Source organism: Dactylosporangium vinaceum, assembly GCF_019904175.1.
Taxonomy (GTDB): Bacteria; Actinomycetota; Actinomycetes; order Mycobacteriales; family Micromonosporaceae; genus Dactylosporangium; species Dactylosporangium vinaceum.
In genome coordinates, this window is sequence record NZ_CP061913.1 from 1,591,983 (window position 1) to 1,617,426 (window position 25,444).

General features: G+C 73.4%; 22 protein-coding genes. 18 read left to right on the top strand and 4 right to left on the bottom strand.

The window, feature by feature from the left end:
* Window positions 1-122 precede the first annotated feature (122 nt).
* Together Dvina_RS06935 and yidD are read left to right on the top strand one after the other, a co-directional pair.
* Complete coding sequence (locus Dvina_RS06935) at window positions 123-701, top strand: TetR/AcrR family transcriptional regulator (RefSeq protein ID WP_223101518.1); 579 nt, start codon at window positions 123-125, stop codon at window positions 699-701.
* Between the two features lie 34 nt (window positions 702-735).
* On the top strand, window positions 736-1,161 hold the full coding sequence (gene yidD, locus Dvina_RS54055) for a membrane protein insertion efficiency factor YidD (RefSeq protein ID WP_246656078.1): 426 nt from the start codon (window positions 736-738) through the stop codon (window positions 1,159-1,161).
* Here the strand turns inward: yidD and Dvina_RS06945 are convergent, their stop codons facing one another.
* Window positions 1,162-1,821: a permease prefix domain 1-containing protein gene (locus Dvina_RS06945; RefSeq protein WP_223101519.1), complete on the bottom strand. Its 660-nt coding sequence runs from the start codon at window positions 1,819-1,821 to the stop codon at window positions 1,162-1,164.
* 142 nt (window positions 1,822-1,963) lie between these two features.
* Between Dvina_RS06945 and Dvina_RS06950 the strand changes: the two genes are divergently transcribed.
* Window positions 1,964-3,427: a multicopper oxidase family protein gene (locus Dvina_RS06950; RefSeq protein WP_246656079.1), complete on the top strand. Its 1,464-nt coding sequence runs from the start codon at window positions 1,964-1,966 to the stop codon at window positions 3,425-3,427.
* Between the two features lie 156 nt (window positions 3,428-3,583).
* Here the strand turns inward: Dvina_RS06950 and Dvina_RS06955 are convergent, their stop codons facing one another.
* A complete protein-coding gene (locus Dvina_RS06955) occupies window positions 3,584-4,945 on the bottom strand; it encodes an FAD-dependent monooxygenase (RefSeq protein ID WP_223101521.1) in 1,362 nt (453 codons plus the stop codon).
* Between the two features lie 133 nt (window positions 4,946-5,078).
* On the opposite strand from Dvina_RS06955, the gene Dvina_RS06960 reads away from it, so the two are divergent.
* From Dvina_RS06960 to pepN, 6 genes are all read left to right on the top strand, one after another.
* Window positions 5,079-6,428 carry an MFS transporter gene (locus Dvina_RS06960; protein ID WP_246656080.1) on the top strand — a complete coding sequence of 450 codons (1,350 nt, stop codon included), beginning with the start codon at window positions 5,079-5,081 and terminating at the stop codon, window positions 6,426-6,428.
* Entirely contained in the window at window positions 6,400-7,062 is a 663-nt protein-coding gene (locus Dvina_RS06965) for a response regulator (RefSeq protein ID WP_223101522.1), read from the top strand. The genes Dvina_RS06960 and Dvina_RS06965 overlap by 29 nt, the downstream gene beginning before the upstream one ends.
* Before the next feature lie 98 nt (window positions 7,063-7,160).
* On the top strand, window positions 7,161-7,847 hold the full coding sequence (locus Dvina_RS06970; RefSeq protein WP_223101523.1) for a DUF2306 domain-containing protein: 687 nt from the start codon (window positions 7,161-7,163) through the stop codon (window positions 7,845-7,847).
* Window positions 7,848-7,882: 35 nt separating this feature from the next.
* A complete protein-coding gene (locus Dvina_RS06975) occupies window positions 7,883-8,992 on the top strand; it encodes an FAD-dependent oxidoreductase (RefSeq protein WP_223101524.1) in 1,110 nt (369 codons plus the stop codon).
* Between the two features lie 79 nt (window positions 8,993-9,071).
* Entirely contained in the window at window positions 9,072-12,197 is a 3,126-nt protein-coding gene (locus Dvina_RS06980) for an ATP-binding protein (RefSeq protein WP_223101525.1), read from the top strand.
* A gap of 127 nt (window positions 12,198-12,324) precedes the next feature.
* Window positions 12,325-14,736, top strand: coding sequence for an aminopeptidase N (pepN, locus tag Dvina_RS06985; protein ID WP_223101526.1), 2,412 nt, complete (start codon window positions 12,325-12,327; stop codon window positions 14,734-14,736).
* Here the strand turns inward: pepN and Dvina_RS06990 are convergent.
* Window positions 14,733-15,821, bottom strand: coding sequence for a glycosyltransferase (locus Dvina_RS06990; RefSeq protein ID WP_223101527.1), 1,089 nt, complete (start codon window positions 15,819-15,821; stop codon window positions 14,733-14,735). The two genes, pepN and Dvina_RS06990, sit on opposite strands and share 4 nt — an antisense overlap.
* A gap of 104 nt (window positions 15,822-15,925) precedes the next feature.
* Here Dvina_RS06990 and Dvina_RS06995 point away from each other — a divergent pair, with 104 nt between their 5' ends.
* The 3 genes from Dvina_RS06995 (at window position 15,926) to Dvina_RS07005 (ending at window position 17,992) form a co-directional block, all read left to right on the top strand.
* Complete coding sequence (locus Dvina_RS06995) at window positions 15,926-16,279, top strand: YciI family protein (RefSeq protein WP_223101528.1); 354 nt, start codon at window positions 15,926-15,928, stop codon at window positions 16,277-16,279.
* A 9-nt stretch (window positions 16,280-16,288) separates the two neighbouring features.
* A complete protein-coding gene (locus Dvina_RS07000) occupies window positions 16,289-17,527 on the top strand; it encodes an RNA polymerase sigma factor (protein WP_246656081.1) in 1,239 nt (412 codons plus the stop codon).
* 198 nt (window positions 17,528-17,725) lie between these two features.
* On the top strand, window positions 17,726-17,992 hold the full coding sequence (locus tag Dvina_RS07005; protein WP_223101529.1) for a hypothetical protein: 267 nt from the start codon (window positions 17,726-17,728) through the stop codon (window positions 17,990-17,992).
* A gap of 64 nt (window positions 17,993-18,056) precedes the next feature.
* On the opposite strand, the gene Dvina_RS07010 is transcribed toward Dvina_RS07005, so the two are convergent.
* A complete protein-coding gene (locus Dvina_RS07010; RefSeq protein WP_223101530.1) occupies window positions 18,057-18,938 on the bottom strand; it encodes an N-acetylglucosamine kinase in 882 nt (293 codons plus the stop codon).
* 245 nt (window positions 18,939-19,183) lie between these two features.
* Here Dvina_RS07010 and Dvina_RS07015 point away from each other — a divergent pair, with 245 nt between their 5' ends.
* From Dvina_RS07015 to Dvina_RS07040, 6 genes are all read left to right on the top strand, one after another.
* Window positions 19,184-20,101 (top strand): MurR/RpiR family transcriptional regulator, encoded by a 918-nt coding sequence (locus Dvina_RS07015; RefSeq protein WP_223101531.1) that lies wholly within the window; start codon window positions 19,184-19,186, stop codon window positions 20,099-20,101.
* 26 nt (window positions 20,102-20,127) lie between these two features.
* A complete protein-coding gene (locus tag Dvina_RS07020) occupies window positions 20,128-20,850 on the top strand; it encodes a sugar isomerase domain-containing protein (RefSeq protein WP_390891069.1) in 723 nt (240 codons plus the stop codon).
* 19 nt (window positions 20,851-20,869) lie between these two features.
* Complete coding sequence (ngcE, locus tag Dvina_RS07025; protein ID WP_223101533.1) at window positions 20,870-22,273, top strand: N-acetylglucosamine/diacetylchitobiose ABC transporter substrate-binding protein; 1,404 nt, start codon at window positions 20,870-20,872, stop codon at window positions 22,271-22,273.
* A complete protein-coding gene (locus Dvina_RS07030; RefSeq protein ID WP_223101534.1) occupies window positions 22,273-23,181 on the top strand; it encodes a carbohydrate ABC transporter permease in 909 nt (302 codons plus the stop codon). Before ngcE ends, Dvina_RS07030 begins: the two co-directional genes overlap by 1 nt.
* Window positions 23,182-23,266: 85 nt before the next feature.
* Window positions 23,267-24,082 (top strand): carbohydrate ABC transporter permease, encoded by an 816-nt coding sequence (locus Dvina_RS07035; protein WP_223101535.1) that lies wholly within the window; start codon window positions 23,267-23,269, stop codon window positions 24,080-24,082.
* A gap of 35 nt (window positions 24,083-24,117) precedes the next feature.
* The gene (locus Dvina_RS07040; protein WP_223101536.1) at window positions 24,118-25,347 is read left to right on the top strand and encodes a glycosyl hydrolase; all 1,230 of its coding nucleotides are present in this window, start codon (window positions 24,118-24,120) and stop codon (window positions 25,345-25,347) included.
* Window positions 25,348-25,444 lie beyond the last annotated feature (97 nt).

The window sequence follows — 25,444 nt, forward strand, 5'->3', positions numbered from 1 at the left end:
CGCTTGATTGCCGGGGCATGGTGAACGTGCCTCTCTACGAGCGAAGGCTAAAGTGGAGGATGTCTCCGTTCTTGGACGACGATACGGAGACAGTCTCCGGTACGCAACACCCGGGAGGATGCATGCCGCCACCGCAGCGGGCCGACGCGCGCCGCAACTACGCGCGGATCCTGGCCGTGGCCGGGGAGGCAGTGGCCGCGAAGGGCGCCGATGCGTCGCTCGACGACATCGCGAAAAAGGCCGGCGTGGGCCCGGGGACCCTCTACCGCCACTTCCCGACCCGCCAGCACCTGCTCGACGCGGTCTTCCACGACCGGATCGTCCGGCTGCGCGACGAGGCCGCCCGGCTGCTCGACGAGGAGCCCGACCCGGTGACCGCCCTGGCCGCCTGGCTGCGCGCGTTCATCCGGCACCTGCAGCAGTACCGTGGCCTCTCCGACGCCCTCAAGGCGATCTACGACCACGAGGACCAGCTCATGATCGAGAGCCGCGACCTCCTGCGCTGGTCGGTCGGCGAGCTGCTGGGCCGAGCCCGGGCGGCGGGCCGGGTGCGCCCGGACATCGACGCCTCCGACCTGCTGCGCCTGGGCCACGGCGCCGGCATGGTGTGCGAGCCCGACGCGGAGGGCGACGCGCGCGCGGAGCGGTTCGTGAGCCTGCTCGTGGACGGGCTTACGGTCAGAACCGCGACCAATCCTTGATCACGGGCGGTGGTGATGGTCCACAATCACCGCCATGGGTCTCGGCGAGTACGTCGGCATGTGGCGGGCGCGGCGGCGGCACCGGCGGATGCAGGAGCAGCACAACCGCCGGCGGCGCCGCGACAGCGACTGCCTGCCGGACTGCGACTTCTGCGACTGTGACTGCAGCCCGTTCATGCTGGGCTCGCTGCTGTCGCTGATGGCGATCCCGGCCCCGCGCCGGGCCCCGAAGCCGAGGGCGACCGGGCCGGGGCGGGCGGGCATCGCGGCGATCCGGGGCTACCAGCGCATGATCTCCCCGCACCTGCCGATCCGCTGCCGCCAGGTGCCCTCGTGCAGCAACTACGGCCTGGAGGCGGTGCGCCGCTACGGCCTCGTCGAGGGTTCCCGGCTCACCGCGGCCCGAATCCGGCGCTGCAACCCGTCGACCCCGCGCGGCACCGTCGACCCCGTGCCGTAGTCACCCTGTGGTCGTGGACGCGGCGCGCACGCAGCGCAGCCCGGAGTACACCATCCAGGCGGGTAGTGACAGCGTGACCGCCGAAGCGGCAATGGTCGGCGCCGAGCCGGTGCCGCCGGTGTGCGGGCTGAACAGGGTCAGCAGCGTGCCGCCCGCGATGAAGAAGGCGACGACCGCGATCGCGCCGAGCCCGGTGGCCCGGACGAACGCCCGGCCGACGGCGACGTAGCGGCTGCCGATCCCGCAGGCGACCGCCGCGAGCAGCGCACCGAGGACGGCGGCGTAGCTGGCGTAGTCGACGGCGCCGGCCAGCCACAGGTAGGCCCGGCTCGGCTCCCAGTTCCAGCCGGGGGCCGCGCTGCGCCAGGCGACCTCCGAGATGATCGCCTGCGTCGCCACCCCGGCCGCGATCAGGAGCCCGGTGCGCCGGCCCTGGGCCAGAGCCAGTTCCCGCTGGTACTCCGGCGCGAGCGCGGCGACCGGCCCGAACTCGGCGACCGCGGCCCGCTCCGCCTCGACCCGGTCCAGACCGTCGGACTCGTAGTGCTCGGCCGCGTCGATCAGGCCGTCGCGGGCCTCGGCGACCAGGTCGGCCTTGGCCGCGCGGGGGCCGCGCAGCGCGCCACCCAGGGCGGTGACGTAGACGTCGATGGGTCCCACCGGCCCAGTTTTGCGCAGGCGGCGGCCCCGGGCAGTCGGGGGTGACCCTGAGCTTTCCCGGGGTTCGCGCCGCGGGCCTGGCGATCCAGGCCTGGCCCAAGGCAGCCTACATGTAGTCGTTCTACATGTAGGGAGACACAACGTGCGCAAGTGGCTGCTGGGTGGCCTGGCCTTGGTGCTCGTGCTGTGCGGGGGCGGAGTCGCGGCGCTCGTGTACTACTTCGCCCGGCCGCCGCTCGATGTGCGGGTGGTGTTCGACCGGGCGCTGCGGGTACCCCCGATCGCGGCTTCCCGCCCGGACGAGCAGGGCCGGCGCGTCTTCGAGCTGCAGGCCCGGCCCGGTGACTCCGACTTCGGGCACGGTGCGACCCGGACGTGGGGCTACAACGGGGCCTACCTGGGGCCGACGCTGCGGGCGAAGCGGGGCGAGGCGGTCGCGGTCAATGTGCGCAACGCGCTCGGCGAGACCACGACCGTGCACTGGCACGGCATGCACCTGCCGGCCGCGATGGACGGCGGCCCGCACCACCCGATCGCTCCCGGCGGCTCGTTCCAGGCGGCGTGGACCGTCGACCAGCCGGCGGCGACGCTCTGGTACCACCCGCACCCGAGCGAGCGCACCGAGACCCAGGTGTACCGGGGCCTGGCCGGGCTGTTCATCGTCGACGACGACGAGCCCGCGCAGCGGGCACTGCCGCACGACTACGGCGTCGACGACATCCCGGTGCTGGTGCAGGACAAGCAGTTCGACGGCGACCAGCTGAGCACGGGCGAGCGGTTCGGCAGCGACATCGGGGTGCTCGGCGACGAGATCCTGGTCAACGGGACGCCCCGGGCCTACCTCGACGTGCGCTCCGAGCTCGTCCGGCTCCGGCTGGTCAACGCCTCGACCGCGCGCATCTACAACTTCGGGCTGGCCGACGGGCGCCCGTTCGCGCTCGTCGGCACCGACGGCGGGCTGCTGGACCGGCCGTACATGACCGATCACGTGCGCCTGTCCGTCGGCGAGCGGGCCGAGATCGTTGTGGCGCTCGAGCCGGGCGAGCGGCTGACGCTGCGCAGCGAGCAGGCCCTCGGCGGGGATCTGGAGAGCAAGTTCAACGGCGGCCGCGACGCGTTCGACATCCTGCAGCTGCGCGCGGGCGCGTCGCTGACCCCGGCGACGCTGCCGAAGACCCTCGTCGCCACGCCCCGGCTCGACCCCGAGCGGGCCGCGCAGACCCGCAGTTTCGTGTTCCAGGGCCGGGAGATCAGCGGCCGGGGGATGGACATGAGCCGCGCGGACGCGGTGGTCGTGAAGGACACGATCGAGGTCTGGAACGTCGCCAACGGCCACGACACGCCGCACAGCTTCCACATCCACGACGTGCAGTTCCAGGTGCTGCTCGTCGACGGGCGGGCGCCGCCGCCGGAGCTGTCCGGGTGGAAGGACACCGTGTTCCTGGCGCCGAAGCAGCGCTACCGGGTGATCGCGCGGTTCGCCGACTACGCCGACCCGGCGACCGCGTACATGTTCCACTGCCACGTCCTCAGGCACGAGGACGAGGGGATGATGGGTCAGTTCGTCGTGGTCGAGCCGGGCCAGCAGCCGCGACTGCACGGGTGAGAGGGTGCCGGGCCCCCCGTGGCGGCGCGGGGCCCGGCACGTCTCGCAAGCGTTCTGTTGTCCCCGTACAACTCAACGAGAACGGCTCTGTGACGGGCACTACACATCGATCAACGCCCCCATGTCAAGGGGTCGGCCAGCCGGGGGTGTCCGGGATCACCGAGGGTCCCCGAGGTCCGTGCGCAATGCAACGGCAAGGTCTCCCTCGGTACCCGTCCAGGCCCGATAGCCGTCGGGACGCACCAGGATGCAGCGGTCGTGCCGCGCGTGCACGAGGCGGTCCTCGTACCCCCGTGGCGCCTGCGGTGCCAGCAGCGCGAAACGGCCGGTGCGCAGCAGCTCGTAGAGGCGCCCGGAGCCGGTTTCGACGTCCGCCTGGCGGGGCGCGTGCGGGTAGTCGATGCCGATCCCCGACACCGTCCCGGTCAGGGCGCGCTGGGCCGGTGGCAGGTGCAGGGCGAGGTTCGCGAGCGCGTCGCGGCCGAGGCGGGCGGCCCGGGACTGCAGCAGTGCCAGGCGGATCAGGCCGCCGCTGGTGCGCAGCACGAGCTTGCCGACGGCGTGGCGCTCGGTGTGGTACGTGTCGAGCAGGCCCGCGGGGGCCCAGCCGGCCGCCGCCGCGGCGAGCTTCCAGCCGAGGTTCGCGGCGTCCTGCAGGCCCGTGTTCATGCCCTGGCCGCCGGCCGGGGAGTGCACGTGCGCGGCGTCGCCGGCGAGGAAGACGCGGCCGGTGCGGTAGCGCTCCACCTGCCGCTCGTCGCTGTGGAACCGCGACAGCCAGCGGCACTCGCCCATCCCGAAGTCGGTGCCGAACGCGGCCCGCACCGTGTCGCGCACCTCGTCCAGCTCCAGCGGCGTGTCGTCGGAGACCTGGTGGCCGCGGTTCCAGGCGAACACCCGATACCACCCGTCGCCGAACGGCGCGATGAACGCGAACGCCGCCCCGACCGCGTTGACGGTGATGGCGTCGGCCGGTGGCTCGGCCATCCGCACGTCGGCCAGCATCAGCGAGCGGACCGCGCCGCGGCCGGGGAAGTCCAGGCCCAGCGCCTGGCGCACGCCGCTGCGGGCACCGTCGGCCCCGACGAGGTAGTCGGCGGCGTAGGAGCCCTGATCGGTGTCGACCGTGACGCCGCGCTCGTCCTGGCGCAGGCCGGTCACCGCGGTGCCGCGCACGATCCGGGCGCCCGCCTTCACGGCCCGCTCCTCGAGGATCCGCTCGACGTTGTACTGCGGGGTGATGAGCACGTAGTCGTACCGCGACGGCAGCGCGCCGAGGTCGACCGAGACGTGGCCGAACAGTCGCAGCCGGGTCACCCGCGTGCCTGTCGCGATGACCTCGTCGGCCAGGCCACGGGCGTCGAGCTGCTCCAGCGTGCGCGCGTGCACGGCGAACGCCCGGGTCAGGTTGGACTCCCCGGCGCGCCGCTCCAGCACGGTGACCTCGACGCCGGCGGCGGCCAGGTCCCCGGCGAGCAGCAGGCCGGTCGGCCCCGCTCCGGCGATCACGGTCTGCATGGGCTTCCTCCTCGCGCGTTTGCCAACATGTGTTGGCAAACAATTGTTGGCACGCAGTCGAGCCGATGTCAACGGGTGCTGAAATACGGCCTCGGCTTGACCTGAACACGTGTTGAAGTGCGAGGTTGGCGGCGTGGAGAACCGACGCACGCTCACCGCCGGCATGGTGACGCTTGTCACGCTCATCGCGTTCGAGGCGGTCGCGGTGACCTCGGCCATGCCGAGCGTCGCCCGGGCCCTCGGCGGGCTCGCGCTGTACGGCTTCGCCTTCGGCGGCGCCCTGGCCACGAGCGTGGTCGGGACGGTGCTCGGCGGCTCCTGGTGCGACCGCGCGGGCCCGGCCCGGCCGACGGCTGTCGGGGTGGCGCTGTTCTGCCTGGGGCTGCTGGTCGCCGGCCTGGCCCCGCAGATGTGGGTGCTCGTCCTGGGTCGGCTGGTGCAGGGCTTCGGCGGGGGCCTGGTGAACGTGGCCCTCTTCGTGATCATCGGGCGGGCGTATCCGGCGTCGCAGCACGCGCGGGTGATCTCGTTCATCTCGGCGGCGTGGGTGCTGCCGGCGATCCTGGGGCCGGCCGTCGCCGGCCTGATCGTGGACACGCTCGGCTGGCGCTGGGTGTTCCTGCTGGTCGTCGTGGCCGCCGTACCGGCGTTCGCGGTCATCTGGCGGCCGGTTGCGGCCATCTCGGTGCTGGCGGGGACGCCGGCCTCCGCGCGGGCGTGGTGGGCGGCCGGGGCGGCGGTCGGGGCACTGGTCCTCTACGTCGGCGGGCACTGGGCCCTGCTCGTGGCCGGCTTCGCGATCGTCGCGGTGTGCGGGGTCCGGCTGCTGCCCCGCGGCACGCTCACCCTCGCCCGCGGCCTGCCGGCGGTCGTGCTCCTGCGCGGGCTGGCCGGCGCCGCGTTCATGCAGGCCGACGTGTTCATCCCCCTGCTGCTCACCCGGGAGCGCGGGTTCAGCCCGGCGCTGGCCGGCCTGAGCGTCACCGTCGGCGCGCTGTTCTGGTCGGCCGGGTCCTGGGTGCAGGCGCGGCAGGGCCAGCGGCTCTCCGACCCGGCCCGGCTGCGGATCGGCGCGGCCTCGATCGCGGTCGGCGTGCTCTCGGCGATGGCCGTGACTGCCGCGGCGGTACCGGTATCCGTCGTCATCGCCGGCTGGTGCTTCGCCGGCCTGGGCATGGGCCTGGTCTCGCCGGGCGCGACGACCCTGGTGCTGCGCCTGTCGCACCCGGCCGAGCAGGGCGCGAACAGCTCCGCCCTGTCGGTGTCCGACGCGCTGCTGACGACCGTCGCCCTGGCCGCCGGCGGCTCGCTGTTCGCCGCGCTCGTCGACAGGGGTCCGGTCGCCTACCTCGTCGCGTTCGCGGTGGCGCTCGTCCCCGCGGCCGCCGGGGTGCTCGTCGCCGGTCGTACTTTCGGCGGATCTGCCGGGCCGGAGGCCCCCTTAGCATTGGCGGGTGAGCGTGCGGGTGCTGGTCGCGGATGATCAGGAGATCGTCCGGACCGGGCTGACGATGATCCTCAACGCCCAGCCCGGCATCGAGGTGGTGGCCGAGGCCCCCGACGGGCGGCGCGCCGTCGACCTGGCCCGGCAGCTGCGCCCGGATGTGTGCCTGCTCGACGTGCGCATGCCCGAGATGGACGGCCTGGAGGCGACGCGGCTGCTGGCCGGGCCCGACGTCGCCGACCCGCTCGCCGTCGTCGTCATCACCACGTTCGACCTTGACGAGTACGTCTACGCGGCCCTGCGCGCCGGTGCCCGCGGCTTCCTGCTCAAGGACGCCGGCCCGGCCCTGCTGTCCCAGGCCGTCCACGCGGCCGCGAACGGCGACGCGCTCATCGCCCCGAGCGTGACCACCCGGCTGCTGCGCACATTCGCCGACGCCGCCCCGGCCCGCCCGCCGCGCCAGCCGGTCGATCCGCTCACCGACCGCGAGGAGCAGGTCCTGGCCCGGGTGGCCCGGGGCCGCACCAACAACGAGATCGCCGACGAGCTGTTCATCACGCTGAGCACCGTCAAGACCCACGTGACAGCGCTGATGCTGAAGCTCGGCGTGCGCAACCGGGTAGAGATCGCGATGTGGGCGTACGAGACGAACCGGGTGCGGCCGGGCGCCTGAGCCGGCCCGGTCGTAGGCGGGAGCCGGACTTTCGGCCGGTTCGCGAGCCGGTCCGCGGACCGATGTGCCGGGCCCGGCCGCAGCCGACCATCGATGCCATGACGACCGTTACCGCACCGAAGCAGCGCCGCCGCCGCCGCGACTGGCCCATCGTCGGCGGCCTGATCCTGCTGGCCTTCGTGCCTTCGATCGCCGGCGCCCTGCGCGTCGCCCAGCTCACCGGCGGCGTCGAGCGCACCGCCGGCAACGCCCGCTTCGTCGACATGCCGGCCCCGGTGATCGTCCACATCGTCGGCGCCGTCACCTACGCGATCCTCGGTGCGCTGCAGTTCGCCCCCGGCTTCCGCCGCACGCACCGCCGCTGGCACCGCATCTCGGGCCGGGTCCTGGTGCTCGCCGGCCTCGCGGTCGCGCTCTCCGGCCTGTGGATGACGACCTTCTACGACCTTCCGGACACCGACAACGCGGCGACGAACGCCACCCGCTATGTCGTTGGCGTCTTCATGGTGGTCGCGATCGTGCTGGGCTTCACGGCCATCCGCCGGCGCGACTTCCACGCGCACCGGGCGTGGATGATGCGCGCCTACGCGGTCGCCATGGCCGCCGGGACGCAGGTCGTCACCAGCGTGCCGCTGCTGCTGCTGCCGATCGAGGCGGGCACGCCGGCGTTCGCCGCCTGGCGCTCGGTGGCCATGATCGGCGCCTGGGTGCTGAACCTGGCGATCGCGGAGGTCATCATCCGCCGGTCCGCGCCGCCCCGGCGGCCGCTTGTCGGTGCGGTGTAGCTGCCGTGTCAGCGGTACCCCACAGCCTTGCCCTCATGAGTTCGCAACTGCCCACTCCAGTCACCATCGTCGGCGCCGGCCTCGGCGGTCTCACCCTGGCCCGCGTCCTGCACGTCCACGGCATCGCGTCGGTCGTCTACGAGGCCGACGCCTCACCGGCCGCCCGCGCGCAGGGCGGCATGCTCGACATCCACGACTACAACGGCCAGGCCGCGCTGGCCGCGGCCGGCCTGGCCGACGAGTTCCGGGCCATCGTCCTGCCCGGCCGCGAGTCCATGCGCGTCATGGACCCGGACGGGACCGTCCGCTTCGACCGGGCCGACGACGGCACAGGCGGCAGCCCCGAGGCGCAGCGGGGCGCGCTGCGGCAGATGCTGCTCGACTCCCTGCCGCCCGAAACCGTCAAGTGGGGCCACCGGCTCAGCGCCGTGCGGCCCCTCGGCGCCGGGCGCCACGAGGTGACATTCGCCGGCGGCACCGTCGCCGTCACGGACCTGCTCGTCGGCGCGGACGGCGCCTGGTCGCGGGTCCGGCCGCTGCTGAGCGACGCCACGCCGGCGTACGCGGGCAACGGCTCGTTCGAGACGTTCCTCCTCGACGCCGACCGCCGTCACCCGGCCACCGCGCGGGCCGTCGGCGGCGGGTCGCTGTTCGTGTTCGACCGGACCGCGGGGAAGGTGTTCCTGGCGCACCGGGAGAGCGACGGGAACCTGCACACGTACCTGTGGCTGGCCCGCCCGGCGCAGTGGTTCGCCACGGCGGACCCGGCGGCGGAGGTGTCAAGGTGGGCGCCGGAGCTGGCCGCCCTGATCACATCGAGCGACACCGAGCCCGTCCACCGCCTCCACCACACCCTGCCGCCCGACCACCGCTGGCCCCGGGTCCCGGGCGTCACCCTCCTCGGCGACGCCGCACACCTGCAACCCCCCAACGGCGAGGGCGCCAACCTGGCCATGCAGGACGCCGCCGAACTCGGCACGGCCATCGCCGCCCACGCCGGCGACGTCGAGGCCGCCCTCGCCGCCTACGAGCGGGACATGTTCCCCCGCAGCGCCGCCGCCGCGGCCGCGGGCGCCGACATGCTCGACCTGCTGCTGGGCCCCGACGGCGCCGAGAACCTGCTGGCCACCTTCGCCGGCTCCTGAGCCCGGCCCGCATGCACCGCCCGCCGCCTGGTTCCCGGTGCCCGGGCGGCGGGCCGGGGAGGGTGAGCGATGATGGGGCGTGCGGATCACGACGCTCGGGGCGCTGGCAGTCGACGGGCGGCCGGTGCGGGGTGAGCGGCTGGCGGCGGTGATCCGGGAGCTGGTCGAGGCGCGGGGGCGGACGCTGACGACCGGCGCGCTCGTCGACGCGGTCTGGCAGGGCGCACCGCCCGAGGACGCGGCAGGGGCGGTGCAGGCGCTCGTGTCGCGGGTGCGGCGGCTCGGGCTGCCGGTGCTGGCGGCACCCGGCGGATATCGCATGCCCGTCGACGCGGTGGAGATCGACGCTGTCACCGTGCGGGAGCTGGTGGACCGGGGGCGGCGGGCGCTGCTGGACGGGGACGCCGGCCGGGCCGGTGGGTGGGCGGACGAGGCGCGGGCGCTGTTTCCGCAGAGCCCGGAGCTCGTCGATGCCGGGCCCGCCCGGCTGTTCGGTGACGTGGTGGCGCTGCGGGCCGAGGCGGCGCTGGCGGCCGGCGGGCCGTTCGAGGAGGCGGACCTGCGGCGGCTGGTCGCCCGGGTCCCGCCCGATGAGCCGGCCGCGGCGCTGCTCGTGCGTGTGCTCGCCGCGCAGGGGCGCGACGCCGAGGCGCTCGACCTGGTCGAGCGGGTGCGGGTCGAGCTGGCTGAGCGCTACGGTGCCGACCCCTCGCCGCGGCTCGTCGAGGCCCACCTGGCGCTGCTGCGCGGGCAGCTCAGGGCACCCGCGCCCCCGGCGGGGCCGCGCGGCGCTGTGCCGGCCGCGTGGCGGCGGGCCCTCACGCCGCTGGTGGGGCGCGGCGATGAGCTGGCCGCCCTGCGGCGGGCGATGGCGCAGGCCGCGCTGGTGACGGTGGTGGCGATCGGCGGGGCGGGCAAGACGCGGCTGGCGGCCGAGATCGTGCGCTCGCTCAGCGGGTCGCGGCCGGTCCGGGTCGTCGAGCTGGCCGGCATCCGCGAGCCGGCCGAGGTTCGGCCCGCCGTGCTCGCCGCGTTCTGCGCCGACCATCCGTCGGGCCCGGCGAACCGGGTCCAGGACGTGAGCCCGGCGCTCGACGGGCTGCTGGTGCTCGACAACTGCGAGCACGTGCTCGCGGCCGTGGCGGATGTCGTGGGCGAGCTGCTCGCGCTGGCGCCGGCCGGGTTCGGGGTGCTGGCCACCAGCCGGGCGCCGCTGGGGCTGGTCGGGGAGGTGGTCCACCGGCTGGCGGCGCTGCCTGACGACGAGGCACTGGGGCTGCTCGAGGGGCGGGTGCGGGCCGGGGGCGGGGTGGTGGCGGGGCCGCGGGAGCGGGTGTTGGAGCTCTGCCACCGGCTCGACAACCTGCCGCTGGCGCTCGAGCTGGCGGCGGCGCGGCTGCGGCACATGCCGATCGACGACGTGCTGGGCGGGCTCGGTGACCGGTTCGGGCTGCTCGACGACGCGCTGCGGGGGCTGCCCAACCGGCACGCGGGGCTCTGGGCGATGGTCGACTGGAGCCGGGAGCTGCTCGAACCAGGCGAGCAGGAGATGCTCGAGCGGCTGGCCGTCATCCCGGGGCCGTTCACCGCGGAGCTGGCCGAGGCCGTGTCCGGGCGGGGGCGGCGGGATCTGGCCGGGCTCGTCGAGCAGTCGCTGCTGCGGCTGGAGCCGGGGGACGGCGGTGCACTCGGAGCCGAGCCGGCGTCCGCGGGCACGGCGCGGTATCGAATGCTGGAGACGGTCCGCGAATACGGGGAGGCTCGGCTCGACGCCGCCGGAGGGCGGGCGGGTGCCGTGGCCGGGCTCGTCGGCTGGGGCGCGCGGCATGCGGTCGATCTGGGCGCCGCGTTCATCGGGCCCGGGCAGATCCGGGCACTGGAGTCCATCGCCGCCGACCAGGACAACCTTGTGGCGGCGCTGCGCTGGGGGCAGTACAGCGGCGCGGAGGCGCAGGCCGTCGACATCGCCCTGGCGCTGTTGCAGCTGTGGACGGTCCGCGGTCGTCACCTCGAGGCCAATGCGGTAGCGGGCTCGCTGCTGCACGCCGACGACCCCGGCGCGCGGCGGCGCTCGGCGATCCTGCACGGACGGGCGGCCGGGCAGGCGCTGCCGCACGCCGATCGGCTCGCGTGGCTGTGCATCCTGATCTCGGTGAACGCCGGCAACGGCGGCTCCATGCGGCTCATCGCCCTCGCCCGGCGCGCCCTGAAGGCGCTGTTCGCCGAGCGGGCGGCGGAGGTCTCGGCCCGCAGCACCGCGCTGGCCGCGGCGCTGCCCGGGCTGGAGCGGGCCGATCCCGACCGGAGCCTCGCCGACGCGGCCGTGCTCGTCGCCCACCCCGACCCGTACGTGCGGGGCATGGGCCACTTCATCCGGGCCGTCCTCATCGACAGCGCGACCGGCCGGGCCGATCCGTCAGGCGACGCCGAGCTCGCCTACCGGCTGTTCGAGGCCGTCGGCGACCACTGGGGCATGGGCATGGCGGCCCACGCCGCCGGGCACTCGAGCGCCGCCGGCGAGTGGCTGCGCCGCAGCGAGCGGCACCTGGAGCTGGTCGGCGCGGAGCAGGACGCGCGCACGACCCAGGTGCTGCTCGACATCCACCTGGCCCAGTCCGGCGATCGGGAGGCGGAGCGCCGCCTGCACGCGGCCCTCGCCGCGGAGGACATCGACACCGCCGGCCAGGCGCGGCTGGGCCTGGCCGAGCTGGCCTGGCGCCGCGACCGGCCCGAGGAGACCCTGGCCCACACCGAAGCGCTCATCGGGGCGATCGCCGAAGCCGCCCCGGACCGGCCGGTGGCCGTCCTGCGCGTCGCCGTGGCCGTGCTGCACCTGTGGGCCGCCGACGTCCAGCCACCCGGCGCGGCCGCGGCCCGCGCCGCGGAAGTGCTGCGCCGGTCCCGGCCCGAGGTGCTGGCCGCCCACGACCGGCCGCTGCTCGGCGCCTGGGCCATGGGCGGCGCCGAGCTGGCCGCCACCCGTGGGGACGTGGCAACCGCCCGGGAGCTGTGGGCGCTGGGTACCCGGGTCGGCGCCGCCATCAGCCGCTTCTTCCCCGCCGGCCGGGGCCCCCGCCTGACCGCCGCCCTCGGCGACGACGAGGCCCGCGACCGCCTGCTGGCCACGGCCGCCGCCCTCTCCGGCCCGGTCATCCACAGCCGCGTCACCGCCCTGATGGCCGACCTGCTGGCCCAGGTGCCGTGACCCGTGCGGCGGCCCGGCCGAAGCCTCCGACCGCCGCGCCGCCGGTGCCGGGTCGTGGGCTGCGCCGATGCGGTCGGCGCGCGAACGCGGTGGGTGCCGGGCGAGGGCAGCGGGTAGCGTCTCGATCATGTCGAGCCTGACGCGCCGGGAGGCGGTGGAGCGTGCGCGGCTGGTCGCCGTGCGCTCCTACGTGATCGAGATGGATCTCACTGCCGCCGATTCGTTCACCTCGCGGACGGTTGTCGAGTTCTCGTGTACCGAGCCCGGCGCCGAGAGCTTCGCGGAGCTCAAAGGGGCACAGACGGCCCACGTGACGCTCAACGGCGCCGACGTGCCGGTCGTGGACGGGCGGGTGAAGCTGGCCGGGCTGGCAGCCGAGAATCGGCTCGAGGCCCGGTTCACCGCGCGGTACTCCCCGAGCGGCGAGGGCATCCTGCGGTTCGTCGATCCCGAGGACGGCCAGACGTACCTCTACGGCCAGGCGCCGCTCGACGACGCCCAGCGGATGTTCGTGTGCTTCGACCAGCCCGACCTGAAAGCGCCGATGACGCTCACCGTGCACGCGCCCGGGGAGTGGACGGTCCGCGGGAACGCGGCGGTGGCGCGGCGGGACGGGGGGCGGTGGGAGTTCGCGCAGACGCCGCCGCTGTCGACGTACCTGTTCAGCTTCATCGCCGGACCCTGGCACCGGCTGGAGCGCGAGCACGACGGCATCGCGCTCGGGCTGCTGTGCCGGCGCAGCCTCGCGGCCGGGCTCGACGCCGACGCCGACGCGCTGTTCGCGGCCACGGCGGCCGCGTTCGACAGATACCACGAGCTGTTCGGGGTGCGGTACCCGTTCGGCAAGTACGACCAGGCGTTCGTCCCCGGCTTCGCCGGCGGCGCGGTCGAGAATCCGGCGCTCGTCAACTACCGCGAGGAGTTCCTGTTCCGGGCCGGGGCCACCGACAGCGACAGGCATCGGCGCTTCGTCGTGATGGCCCACGAGATGGCGCACATGTGGTTCGGCAACCTGGTGACGCTGCGGTGGTGGGACGATGTCTGGCTCAACGAGGCGTTCGCCGAGCTGATGGGCTGGCGGGTGGCCGGCGAGACCGGGCGGCACCCGGCCGCGGCCGCCGACTTCGCGATCTGGCGGGAGCGCTGGGGCTACCTCGCCGACGAGCGGCCCTCGACGCATCCCGTCGCGCCGGACGATATCGCCGACGCCGCCGTTGCGTTCCAGAACTTCGACGGCATCTCCTACGCCAAGGGCGCCGCGGCGCTGCGCCAGCTCGCGGTGCACCTGGGCGATGAGGTGTTCCTCAGCGGGCTGCGCGAGTACTTCCGGCGCTACCGGTTCGGCAACGCCGCGCTCACCGACTTCCTCGCCGTCATCGGTGACGCGGCGGGCCGCGACCTGACCGGCTGGGCCGAGCTGTGGCTGCGCAGCACCGGCGCCAACACCCTGCGGCCGCTGCCCGCGCGCGCGGCCGGCGGGCCCGCGGGGCTCACCGTCGAGCAGTCGGGGCGGCCACTGCGACCGCACCGGCTGACGGTCTCGGCGTTCGCCTCCGACGGTTCGGTACTGCGGGTCCCTTTCACCATCGACGCCGCCGCGACGACAGTCCCCGGCATCGCCGCCGCCCCGGCCGGCACCGTGCTGCTGCTCAACGACGGCGACGACACGTACGCGAAGGTCCGCTTCGACCCGTTCAGCCGCGCCGCCCTGCCCGCCGTGCTGCCCGATCTGGAGGACCCGCTCGCGCGGGCGGTGATCTGGGCATCGGTCATGGACGCGGTGCGCGACGGCGGCGAGATCCCGCCGTCGGAGTTCCTCGCGCTGCTCGTCGCGGCGCTGCCGGCCGAGCGGCAGGAGGGCATCTTCGAGGAGGTCCTGACGTTCGCCCGGGAGTCGCTGGCCCAGCGCGGGCTCATCCCGTTCGGGCCGCTGGCCGAGGTGTGCACGGCCGCTCTCGCTGCCGCGGCGCCCGGATCGGGCCGGCAGCTGGCGACGGCGCGGGCCCTGGCGGGCGTGGCTGGAGTACCACTGCTGCGGTCGTGGCTCGGCGACGACGCACCCGAAGGACTGGTGATCGACGCCGACCTGCGCTGGTCCCTGCTGCTGCGGCTCGCGGCGCTGGGCTCGGCCGACCCGGACGAGATCGCGGCCGAGGAGCGGCGCGACCCGAGCTCGACGGGTGCCGAGCGGGCCGCCGCGTGCCGGGCCGCGTTCCCGTCGGCCGAGGCGAAGGCGGCCGCCTGGGAGGCCCTCGTGCACGATTCGAACCCGCGCCTGGCGATTGCCAACGCGGAGGCGTTCTGGCAGGCGGGGCAGGAGGCGCTGACCGACGGCTACGCCGAGCGCTACTTCACCGACGTCCCCGCCATGCTCGAGGGCCGCTACCTGCCGGCCGCGCTCAAGGTGGTGCGGTTCGCGTTCCCGGTGTACAGCCCGCGCGCCCTCGCCTCGGCCGACGCCCTCCTGCGCACCGACCTCGACCCCCTCCTGCGCCGCGAGATCGCCGACGGCGCCGACGAGCTGCGCCGCTGGAGCTAGGCCCCGTCCCGGGCCAGCGCCTCCAGGCGGCCGACGACCTCGTCCGGGGGCGGCATCGACTCGGCCTCCTCGCGCAGGGCCGCGGCGTTCGCCGCGAACGCGGGGTCGGTCAGGACCGCGTGCAGGGCCGCCTCCGCGTCGGCCGGCGTCGCGTCCACGGCGTCCAGCACCAGCCCCAGGCCCAGCTCGGCGACCCGGTCGGCGTTGGCCGGCTGGTCGGCGCCCATCGGCACCACCACGAGCGGCACCCCGTGCGCCAGCGCGCCGATCACCGTACCCGAGCCGCCGTGCGAGACGACTGCCGCGCAGCCGGGCAGGAGCTCGGCCTGGGGGACGAAGCGCTCGACCCGCACGTGCGGCGGCTGCGGGCCCAGCTCGGCCGGGTCGATCGCGGCGCCGACGGTCACCACGAGGCGGACCGGAAGCCGGCGCAGCCCCGTCAGGAGCCGGCCGAACAGGTCCCCGGACTCCGTGTTGAAGATCGTGCCGAGGGTGAAGTACACCATCGGCGGCTCGGTCTTCTGCCGTGGGACCGGCGGCATCGGCCGCATCGGCGCCCCGCCCGGGCGGAACGTCGGGGGGACGGGGGAGATCACCAGGTGGCGGTCGAGCATCCCGAGACCCGGGTCGGGCGGCAGGCCGTGCAGTGCCCGGGTCTCGTCCAGGAGCAGCGCCAGACCCGCGGGCCTTCCGAAGGTGCCGGCGGCCAGCACCACGACCGAGACGTGCGGGATGCCCAGGGACTCCGCGGCGATCATGCTGCCGAAGTCGGCCTCGTCGCACACGATGACGTCCGGGCGCCACTCGGCCGCGGCCGCGCGCGTGCTCGCGGCCCGCTCCCGCGCGATCCAGCCGCCGAAGCCGTGCAGGAAGTCGTGCTCCTCCCGGGCCCGGTCGAGGCGCTGCAGCGGGCGGCGCTCGCCGGAGTCGTCGGCGCCGGCCGGGAAGCCCGGGAAGCCGGCCGGCAGCCCGCCCGGGCGGCCGGTGAACGCGACGTCGTGGCCGCGCGCGGTCGCGGCGCGGGCCAGCGGGAGCAGCGGCTCGAGGTGGCCGCGGCCACCGGCGAACCCGAACAGCAGGCGCATGGAAACAATCTCCAATGGGTCTGTCGAAGACGTCGAGGCTCGCTCGACGCGATAGTGAAGGCACCCAGCAACCGGCCCGGGGCCAGCTCTGAGGAGGACTCGCAATGCGGTACATGATGATGCACAAGCTGAACGACTCGAACCCCGCGCACTGGACCCCGACGCCGGAGTTCTTCGCGAAGTTCGCAGGCTACATGGACGCGGTCAACAAGGCCGGTGTCCTGCTGGCCGCCGAGGGCCTGCTGCCGAGCTCGGCCGGCGCGGCCACGATCACCAAGCGCAGCGGCGAGACCACCGTCGTCGACGGCCCGTTCGCCGAGGCCAAAGAGGTCATCGGCGGCTTCGGCATCGTGCAGGTCCGCGACCTCGCGGAGGCCGTCGAGTGGGCGAGCCGCTTCGCCGAGCTGTTTGACCACGACATCGAGATCGAGGTGCGGCGGGTTTCCGAGTACGAATAAATTGCATGGGTGACTGATGCCCACGCCGCGGTCGAGGCGGTCTGGCGGATCGAGGCGGCGCGCGTGATCGCGGGCGTCGCCCGGCTCGTCGGCGACGTCGGCCGGGCCGAGGAGTTGGCGCAGGACGCGCTTGTCGCCGCGCTGGAGCAGTGGCCGGCCGAGGGCGTTCCGCGCAACCCCGGCGCGTGGCTGACAACCACCGCGAAGCGCCGGGCCATCGACACGATCCGCCGCCAGCAGGTGCTGCAGAAGCATCTGCCGCTCCTGGCGGCCGACGACCGGCTCGACGATCCGGCGTTCGAGCTGGTCCTCGACCAGGAGCCGATCGAGGACGACGTCCTGCGCCTGATGTTCACCGCGTGCCACCCGGTCCTGAAGCCGGAGGCCCGCGTCGCCCTGACCCTGCGCATGCTGGGCGGCCTGTCGACCGACGAGATCGCCCGCGCGTTCCTGGTCCCCGACGCCACCGTCGGCCAGCGCATCAGCCGGGCCAAGAAGTCCCTCGCCGACGCCAAGGTCCCCTTCGAGCTGCCCGTCGGTGCGGCCCGCACCGAGCGGCTGGCCTCCGTCCTGGAGGTCATCTACCTGATCTTCAACGAGGGGTACTCCGCGACGGCCGGCGACGACTGGATGCGCCCGGCCCTGTGCGAGGAGGCCATGCGCCTGGGTCGCGTCCTGGCCGCCCTGATGCCGGCCGAGCCGGAGGTCCACGGCCTCGTGGCCCTCCTGGAGATCCAGGCCTCCCGCGCGGCCGCCCGCACCGCCCCCGACGGCTCCCCGATCATGCTCCTGGACCAGGACCGCCGCCGCTGGGACCGCCTGCTCATCACCCGCGGCCTGAAGGCGCTGGCCCGGGCCGAGGAGCTGGGCGGCGGCCCGTACACCCTGCAGGCCGCGATCGCCGCCGGCCACGCCCGCGCCCGCACCGCCGCCGAGACCGACTGGTCCGACATCGCCGCCCGCTACGCCCAGCTGGCCGCCCTCACCCCGTCGCCGGTCGTGGAGCTCAACCGCGCCGTGGCCGTCGCGATGGCCGACGGCCCGGCCGCGGGCCTCGAGGTGCTCGAGCCCCTCCTGGAGGACAAGGCCCTGCGCGGCTACCACCTCCTGCCGTCGGTCCGCGCCGACCTCCTGCTCCGCCTGGGCCGCCGCACCGAGGCGAAGGCCGAGTTCACCCGGGCCGCCGACATGACCCGCAACGAACGCGAACGCACCCTCCTGCTGACCCGCGCCGCCGCCTGCGACTGAGCGCCGAGCGGACAGGCGCACGCCGTCGGGGATTCAACCGCGGGCGGTAGCGTCGCCGGGTGCACCACGTGGACGGGTACTGCGAGCGCCTCGGGCCGGGGATCTGGGCGGAGCCGTTCAACGCCGTGTCCAACGTGGCGTTCCTCGCCGCCTGCGTGCTGCTGCTGGTGCAGTCGCGGCGGCGGACGCTGCCGGTTCGTGGACGGGCTGCTGGCGCTGGGCGGGAGGGAGTACACCCTGGGCGGGTATCTGCCGGCGCTGCTCGGGCTGGCCGGGTTCGCCGTCGCGCTGCGGTCGCGGGACCTGGTGCTCGCGGCCGTGGTGTTCGCCGTGTCGCTCACGCTGCGGACACTCGACGGGCCGCTCTGCGCGTCGGTGCCGGTCGGGCTGCGCTGGGGGTGGCACCTGCTGAACGCCGTGGTGCTGTACCTCGTCGCCCGCGACGTCGACCGGCGGATTCGGTAAAGGTTGTCGCATAGGTCGGCGTCGACGACCGGACCGGCGACGTGCGCATCGGTGCGCGACTTCCTCACCGGGCCGCGCTGACCCGCAGCGCCAGGCGGGCCGCGCCCAGGGCCGGGTCGGCCGCGGTGCCCACGGTGGTGCCGCGGCCGGTCAGGTGGTCCAGGACGGCTCGGCGGACCGGGGTCTCGGCGGTCAGCAGGCCGCCGCCCAGCACCACCGGGGCGGCGGGGGCGTTCAGCTCGTCGAGGGTGGCGACCAGGCGCCGGGCCGCCTCGGTGACGATCGCCGTCGCGTCCGGGTCGCCGGCCTCGGCGAGTGCGCAGACCATCGGGGCGAGGGCGCCGAACGGGGGGAGCGCCTGGGCCCAGCGCACGAGCGCGTCGGGGGTCGCCGCTGCGGCGTGCGCGGCGACGCGACGGCCGAGGGGCGTTTCGAACCTTCGAGCCGCCTGTCGTACCGCCTGCAGCCCCAGCCACAGCCCGGAGCCCTCGTCGCCGAGGAGCCATCCGAGCCCGTCGGCCACGCGGACGACCTCGAGCCCGTCGACGAGCGCCGCCACCGCCCCCGTACCGCTGATCAGCACCGCCCCCGCCGCCCAGTCCCCGCCGGCCGCGAACGCCGTGACCGCGTCGCCGACGATCCGCATCGGCACCCGCAGGCCCACGGCGTCCCACTGCGCCGCGAACGCCGCCGCGATCGCCGGGTCGGCCAGGGCGCTGGCTCCGGCGACGCCGACCACCCCAGAGGTCACCGCCGCCGCGTCCCGCACCCCGGCCGCCCCCAACGCCGACCGCAGCGCCGACCCGATGGCGCGCACGGCCGCCGCTCCCGTGGCCGACGGGTTGCCCGGCCCCGCCGCCCCGCGACCCAGTTCCCGCCCCGCCGCGTCCAGGACCACGGCCTTCGACGCCGTCCCGCCCGCGTCCACACCCACTACGACAGCCATGGCACCGCTCCCGGATCGCGCCCGCCGGCCGGGGTGCCCGGTGCCGCGGGCGCGGGCCACCGGGCGAGGCCGTCGGCGCGGCCATCGACGCTTGTCGCGGCCCGCGGCGGGCGGTCGCCGGGTGCGCGTGCGGAAGCCACCACAACCATGGCGTCGATGGAAACATAGAAAGTTCTTATTGACTAGAAGTTGAAGTGGTCGTAATTTTCATCGCCAAGGCGGAACGATGAAAAGGATGACCGACAGTGACAGGTGAGAGCGGCGGGCTGCTCGGCCGGCTTCGCATGGAAGGCCCCAGCATGCCGGAGGCCCTGGCGAAGATCGCCGAGACGATCCTCGAGGACCCCGAGACGGCGGCGCACGCCAGCATCGTGGACCTCGCCGAGCGTTCGGGGACCTCGACCGCCACCGTCACGCGGTTCAGCCGCACGCTCGGCTTCAAAGGGTACGCGAACCTGCGGGTGGCGATCGCCACCGAGACCGGGCGGGCCGAGCAGGCGCGGTGGGAGACCGACATCAGCGGCGACATCGCGCCCGGTGACCCGCTCACCGACGTGCTCGGGGTGATCACCGCCGCCGACACGCGGGCGATCCAGACGACCGCGGCCGGGCTCGACGTCGCCGCGGCCGAGCGGGTGGCGGCGGCCATCGCCGGGGCCGGGCGCGTCGAGATCTTCGGTCTGGGCTCCAGCGGTACCGCCGGAAGAGAAATGGCTTTTCGACTGGAACGGATCCGGGTCCCCGTCTGGTACCGCTCCGACAGCCACACCGCCCTCACCAACGCGGCGCTGCTCGGGCCCGGGGACGTGGCGATCGGCCTGTCGCACTCCGGGCGCACCCGCGAGGTCATCGAGACGATGGCGGAGGCGGCCGATCACGGGGCGATGACTGTCGCGGTGACGTCGTTCGGGCGCTCGCCGCTGGCCGAGATCGCCGACGTCGTGTTCACCACCTCGGTCCACGAGACCACGTTCCGGGTGGCGGCCCTCTCCGCGCTGCACTCGCAGCTGCTGGTCCTGGACCTCATCTACGTCGCGGTGGCGCAGCGCACCTACGAGCGCACCGCCGAGGCCCTCGAGCTCACCGTGCGCGCCGTCGACGCGCACCGGGTGCCCGACACGAACAGCAACCGCAAGCGACCACGGAGGGAAAAGCCGCTGTGACCATCAGAAGTGCCGACTACGTCGAGGTGATCCGGGCCGCGATCGAGCGCGTCGGGACCACCCAGGGCGACCGGGTGGCGCACGCCGCCGACCTGATGACCGCGACGATCCAGGCGGGCGGAGTGATCCAGGCGTTCGGCTGCGGGCACTCCGAGGCGCTGGCCATGGAGATCGCGGGGCGGGCCGGCGGGCTGGTGCCGACCAGCCGCATCGCCCTGCGCGACATCGTGCTCTACGGCGGCGAGCCGCTCAGCGCCCTGGCCGACCCGCAGCTGGAGCGCACCCCGGCCGTCGCGCACAAGCTCTACGACCTGGCTCCCGTCAAGCCCGACGACACGTTCGTCATCGCCTCCAACTCCGGCGTCAACGGCGCTGTCGTGGAGATGGCCCAGCTGGTCAAGGACCGGGGCCACGCGCTCATCGCGATCACGTCGCTGGAGCACTCCGGGCGGGTGGACTCGCGGCACGCGAGCGGGCTCAAGCTCAGCGACCTCGCCGACGTGGTGCTCGACAACGGGGCACCCTACGGCGACGCGTCGCTGCCGTTGCCGGGGGGCGGCGCCGTCGGGGCCGTCTCCTCGATCACGGCGGCGCTGCTGGCCCAGCAGATCGTCACCGAGGTGGTGGCGCGCCTGCTGGCGCTCGGCGTCACGCCGCCGGTCTACCTGTCCGACAACGTCCCGGGCGGACGGGAGCACAACGCAGCACTCGAGGCGCGGTACGCCGGGCGCATCCGGCGTACCGCATAAAAAGAGAGCGAGCCCCTTTATGCCAACCTATCCCAGCCGTCGCTCCCTATTACAGGGGGCCGCCGGCATCGCCATCGCCGCGCCCCTGCTCAGCGCCTGTGTGACAAGTGGTGGCAACGACGACAAGCCGGCCGCGAACACCGGCAACAAGAGCGCCGACAACCCGCTCGGGGTCAAGGACGACGCCCCGCTCGAGGTCGTGATCTTCAAGGGTGGGTACGGCGACGACTACGCCAAGCACGCCGAGGACCTCTACAAGGGCAAGCACGCCAAGGCGACGATCGACCACAAGGGCATCCAGAAGGTCGGCGAGGCGCTGCAGCCCCGGTTCGTGGCCAACACGCCCCCGGACGTCGTCGACAACACCGGCGCCGGCCGGCTCGACCTGGCGACGCTCGTCGGCGCGAAGCAGCTGTCGGACCTCACCGAGCTGCTCGACGCACCGTCCTTCGACGACGCGAACACGAAGGTCCGCGACACGCTGCTGCCCGGGGTCGTCGACGACGGTACCTTCGACAAGCAGGTCCTGACCCTGAACTTCACCTACACCGTGTGGGGTCTGTGGTACTCCAAGCCGCTGTTCGCGAGCAAGGGCTGGACGTATCCGAAGACCTGGGACGAGATGCTCGCCCTCTGCGCCACGATCAAGGCGGCCGGCATCGCGCCCTGGACCTACCAGGGCAAGTACCCGGAGTACATCAACGACCCGCTGCTGAGCATGGCGGCCAAGACCGGCGGCGAGGCGCTGCTCAAGAGCGTCGACAACCTCGAGCCCAACGCGTGGAAGTCCGACGCGCTCAAGGCCGCCGCCGAGGCGTTCGCTGAGCTCGCGGCCAAGGGCTACATCATGAGCGGCTCCGAGGCGCTCTCCCACACCGAGTCCCAGGCCGCCTGGTGCCAGGGCAAGGCCGCGTTCATCCCCTGCGGCTCCTGGCTGGAGAGCGAGCAGAAGGGTGTCGCGCCGAGCGGCTTCGACATGGCGATGGGCCCGGTCCCGGCGCGGACCTCGAGCGACAAGATGGGCCCGGCCGCGGTGCAGGCGGCCAGCTCCGAGTCGTTCATCGTGCCGGCGAAGGCCAAGAACGTCGCCGGGGGCATGGACTATCTGCGGATCCTGTTCTCCAAGCAGTCGGCGAAGGCGTTCGCGCAGTCGGCCGGCACCCTGCCCGCGGTGGCCGGCGCGACCGACGGGCTGACGCTCAGCAGCGGCCTCGGCTCCACCCGCGACGCGATCAAGGCGGCGGGCAAGGAGGCGTTCACGTTCCGGTTCCGCACCTGGTACGCCGAGCTGGCGAAGGCCGTCGACGACGCGACGGGCGAGCTGGTGAACAAGCGCGCCACCGCCACCGAATGGGCCGACCGCATTCAGAAGGCGGCCGATGCCATTGCGAAGGACTCCGGCGTCAAGAAGTACACCCGCTGATGAAACACGGTCGGCTCCGGTTCCTTCTCGGTGCGCTCGTGCCCGCACTGGTGCTGCACGTGCTGTTCGTGCTGTCCCCGTACGCGCAGGCGTTCTACCTCTCGCTCACCGACTGGACCGGCGTGGCCGGCGAGGCGCATTTCGTCGGGGCGGGCAACTACGCCCGTCTCGGCGGCGACTCCCTTTTCCTGGACGCGGTGCGCAACAACGCGGTCATGCTCGTGGTGATTCCGCTGGCCACCATCGCACTCGGGCTGTTCCTCGCGAGCATGCTGCACCTGGGCGGGCGCGACGGGCGTCGCGGGATCGCGGGCTCCAGGGTGTACCAGATCGTCTATTTCTTTCCGCAGTTGCTCTCGCTCGTCGTCATCGCCGTGCTCTGGCAGTTCATCTACAACCCGAACAACGGCCTGCTCAACGGGGCGCTGCGAGCGGCCCGGCTGGGGTCGCTGGCCCGCAGCTGGCTGGGCGAGCCGGATCTGGCGCTGCCGTCGGTGATGGCCGTGCTCGTGTGGTCGTCGGTCGGGTTCTACATGGTGCTGTTCAGCGCGGCCATCGACTCGATTCCGAAAGAGCTCTACGAGGCGGCGCTGCTCGACGGCGCGAGCAACTGGGCCACATTCCGCAAAGTCACCCTGCCGCTGGTGCGAGACACGGTGCAGGTGGCTTTCGTGTACCTCGGGATCGGTGCGCTGGACGGCTTCGCAGTGGTGCAGGTGATGACCGTCGGACCGGGCGGCCCCGACGGCGCGACCGAGGTCATCGGCCTTTCGCTGTACCGCAACGCCTTCACCTTCGGCCGGTTCGGCTACGCGTCCGCCATGGGTGTCGCGCTGTTCTTCGCGACGCTCACCCTCGCCGTGCTCGCCCTGCGCGCCGGCCGCAATGAGCGGGTGGAGCTGGCATGAGCGGTACGGAGCGAAGCGGAGTGGCCGCTCATCGGAAGTGCAGGGTGGGGTTCGTGCCGGCGCCGGAGCTTGCGGAGGTGTCGGCATGAAAAGGGTCCTGCCGCATTTCGCGATGCTCTGTTGGGGTGTCGTGACCGCGCTGCCGTTGCTGTGGGCGGTGATGAGCTCGTTCAAGACGGACAACGAGATTCTCAACTCACCGTGGTCGCTGCCTTCTTCACCACAGTTCGGCAACTGGTCGCGGGCGTGGAATCAGGCGGACATCGGGCGGTACTTCCTCAACAGCCTCATCGTCGTGGGCGGCGCACTTGTCGTCACGATGCTGCTCGGCGCGCTGGTGTCGTATGCGCTGGCGCGGTACGAGTTCCGGGGCAACCGCCTCATCTACTACGTGTTCGTCGCGGCCATGTTCTTCCCGGTGTTCCTGGCGCTCGTCCCGCTGTTCTTCGTCGTGCAGCAGCTGCATCTGCTCGGCACCTATCAGGGCCTGATCCTGGTGTATGCGGCGTACGCGATCCCGTTCACCGTGTTCTTCCTGCACTCGTTCTTCCGCACGCTGCCCGGCGAGGTCGCCGAGGCCGCGTTCATGGACGGGTGCTCGCACGCGGGCGTCTTCTTCCGCGTGATGCTGCCGATGGCCCGCCCGGGGCTGGTCGCCGTCGGCATCTTCAATTTCCTCGGGCTCTGGAACCAGTACCTGCTACCGCTGGTTCTCAACCCCGACCCGGACCGGTACGTCCTGGCGCAGGGATTGGCCTCCCTGTCGGTCAGCCAGGGGTATCGCAGCGACTGGAGCGGTCTGTTCGCCGGCCTCACGATTGCCATGCTGCCGGTGCTCATCGCCTATGTCGCGTTCCAACGGCACATCCGCGCCGGAATGACCGCCGGCGCGGTCAAGTAACCCCTCGTTCGTGCATTGTGGGGAGGGCTCCATCCATGTCCATCGGTAAACGTCGATCAATAGTGATCGCGTCCGCCATCGCGTTGGCCGGCGCGCTCGGCGGCGTCGCACTCACCGCGGCCAGCGTCGGCACGGCCAGCGCCGCCGCGAACAACTGCGGCTACCTGTTCGACGACTTCAACTACAGCTCGTCGAGCGACTCGTCGCTGACCGCCCACGGGTGGGTGCCGCGCACCTACTCCGGCGGCCCGGGCGTGCCCGGCGCCACCTGGTCGGCCAACAGCATCTCCTTCCCGACCAACGGCGGCCAGAAGGTCATGCAGCTCACCGCGTCCACCGACGGCACCGGCGGCGGCACCAACCAGGCCGAGCTGTACACGGCGCAGAAGCGGTACCTGGAGGGCACCTACGCCTCCCGGATCCGCTTCACCGACACGCCGACCGGCGGCAACGACGGCGACCACATCAACGAGACGTTCTTCACCATCAGCCCGCTCAACGGCGATCTGGACCCGACGTACAGCGAGCTGGACTTCTCGGAGTACCTGCCGAACGGCGGCTGGGGCGAGACCGGCCCGATCAACTACCAGACGACCTGGTACACGTACCGCAACGACCCGTGGTACGCCGACAACGTCCACTCGGAGGAGCGCCAGAGCTTCGACGGCTGGCACGACCTGGTCGTCACCGTCTCCGGCGGGCACGTCATCTACTACATCGACGGCCAGCAGGTCGGCGACCACTCCGGCAAGTTCTACCCGCGACAGACGATGACCATCAACTGGAACCTCTGGTTCATCGACACCGCGGCCCACTCCGGCGGCCTCTCGACCTACATCCAGCAGGTCGACTGGGTGCTGTACGCGAAGAACCAGGTCCTCACCCCGAGCCAGGCGACGGCCCAGGCGGCCGCCTACCGCGGCGCGGGCAACGCGTTCACCGACACGGTGGACTCGTCCGGCCCGTGCGTGACCCCGTCCGGCTCATCCTCGCCGTCGCCCTCCGCGTCGGCCTCGAAGTCCCCGTCGTCGTCACCGTCGCCGTCGACCTCCACGCCGCCGGCCACCAGCTGCGCGTCCGCGCCCGAGTGGTCGATCAACGGCATCTACACGACCGGCCAGACGGTCAAGCACGAGAAGAGCGCCAACGGCAACCCGAACGGCCCGGGCTCGGGCCAGGGCAAGCATCTCTGGCGCGCGAAGTGGTGGACGCAGGGCTCCGAGCCCGGCTGGACCGCCAACTGGGAAGACCTCGGCCACTGCTGAGCCGCTTCCGCTGCACCCGGCGCCCCCGTCGCACCATGACGGGGGCGCCGGCCTCGCGATCACCCAATCGCACCCGGATGCGGCCAGAAGCTGACCG

Bases quoted from the DNA above. Each gene is read 5' to 3' on its own strand.
- ngcE (WP_223101533.1), top strand. From the start codon at position 20,870: ATGCCAACCTATCCCAGCCGTCGCTCCCTATTACAGGGGGCCGCCGGC.
- Dvina_RS06990 (WP_223101527.1), bottom strand. From the start codon at position 15,821: ATGCGCCTGCTGTTCGGGTTCGCCGGTGGCCGCGGCCACCTCGAGCCG.
- Dvina_RS06970 (WP_223101523.1), top strand. From the start codon at position 7,161: ATGACGACCGTTACCGCACCGAAGCAGCGCCGCCGCCGCCGCGACTGG.
- Dvina_RS06975 (WP_223101524.1), top strand. From the start codon at position 7,883: ATGAGTTCGCAACTGCCCACTCCAGTCACCATCGTCGGCGCCGGCCTC.
- pepN (WP_223101526.1), top strand. From the start codon at position 12,325: ATGTCGAGCCTGACGCGCCGGGAGGCGGTGGAGCGTGCGCGGCTGGTC.
- Dvina_RS07035 (WP_223101535.1), top strand. From the start codon at position 23,267: ATGAAAAGGGTCCTGCCGCATTTCGCGATGCTCTGTTGGGGTGTCGTG.
- yidD (WP_246656078.1), top strand. From the start codon at position 736: ATGGGTCTCGGCGAGTACGTCGGCATGTGGCGGGCGCGGCGGCGGCAC.
- Dvina_RS07040 (WP_223101536.1), top strand. From the start codon at position 24,118: ATGTCCATCGGTAAACGTCGATCAATAGTGATCGCGTCCGCCATCGCG.
- Dvina_RS06935 (WP_223101518.1), top strand. From the start codon at position 123: ATGCCGCCACCGCAGCGGGCCGACGCGCGCCGCAACTACGCGCGGATC.
- Dvina_RS07030 (WP_223101534.1), top strand. From the start codon at position 22,273: ATGAAACACGGTCGGCTCCGGTTCCTTCTCGGTGCGCTCGTGCCCGCA.
- Dvina_RS06955 (WP_223101521.1), bottom strand. From the start codon at position 4,945: ATGCAGACCGTGATCGCCGGAGCGGGGCCGACCGGCCTGCTGCTCGCC.
- Dvina_RS07010 (WP_223101530.1), bottom strand. From the start codon at position 18,938: ATGGCTGTCGTAGTGGGTGTGGACGCGGGCGGGACGGCGTCGAAGGCC.
- Dvina_RS06995 (WP_223101528.1), top strand. From the start codon at position 15,926: ATGCGGTACATGATGATGCACAAGCTGAACGACTCGAACCCCGCGCAC.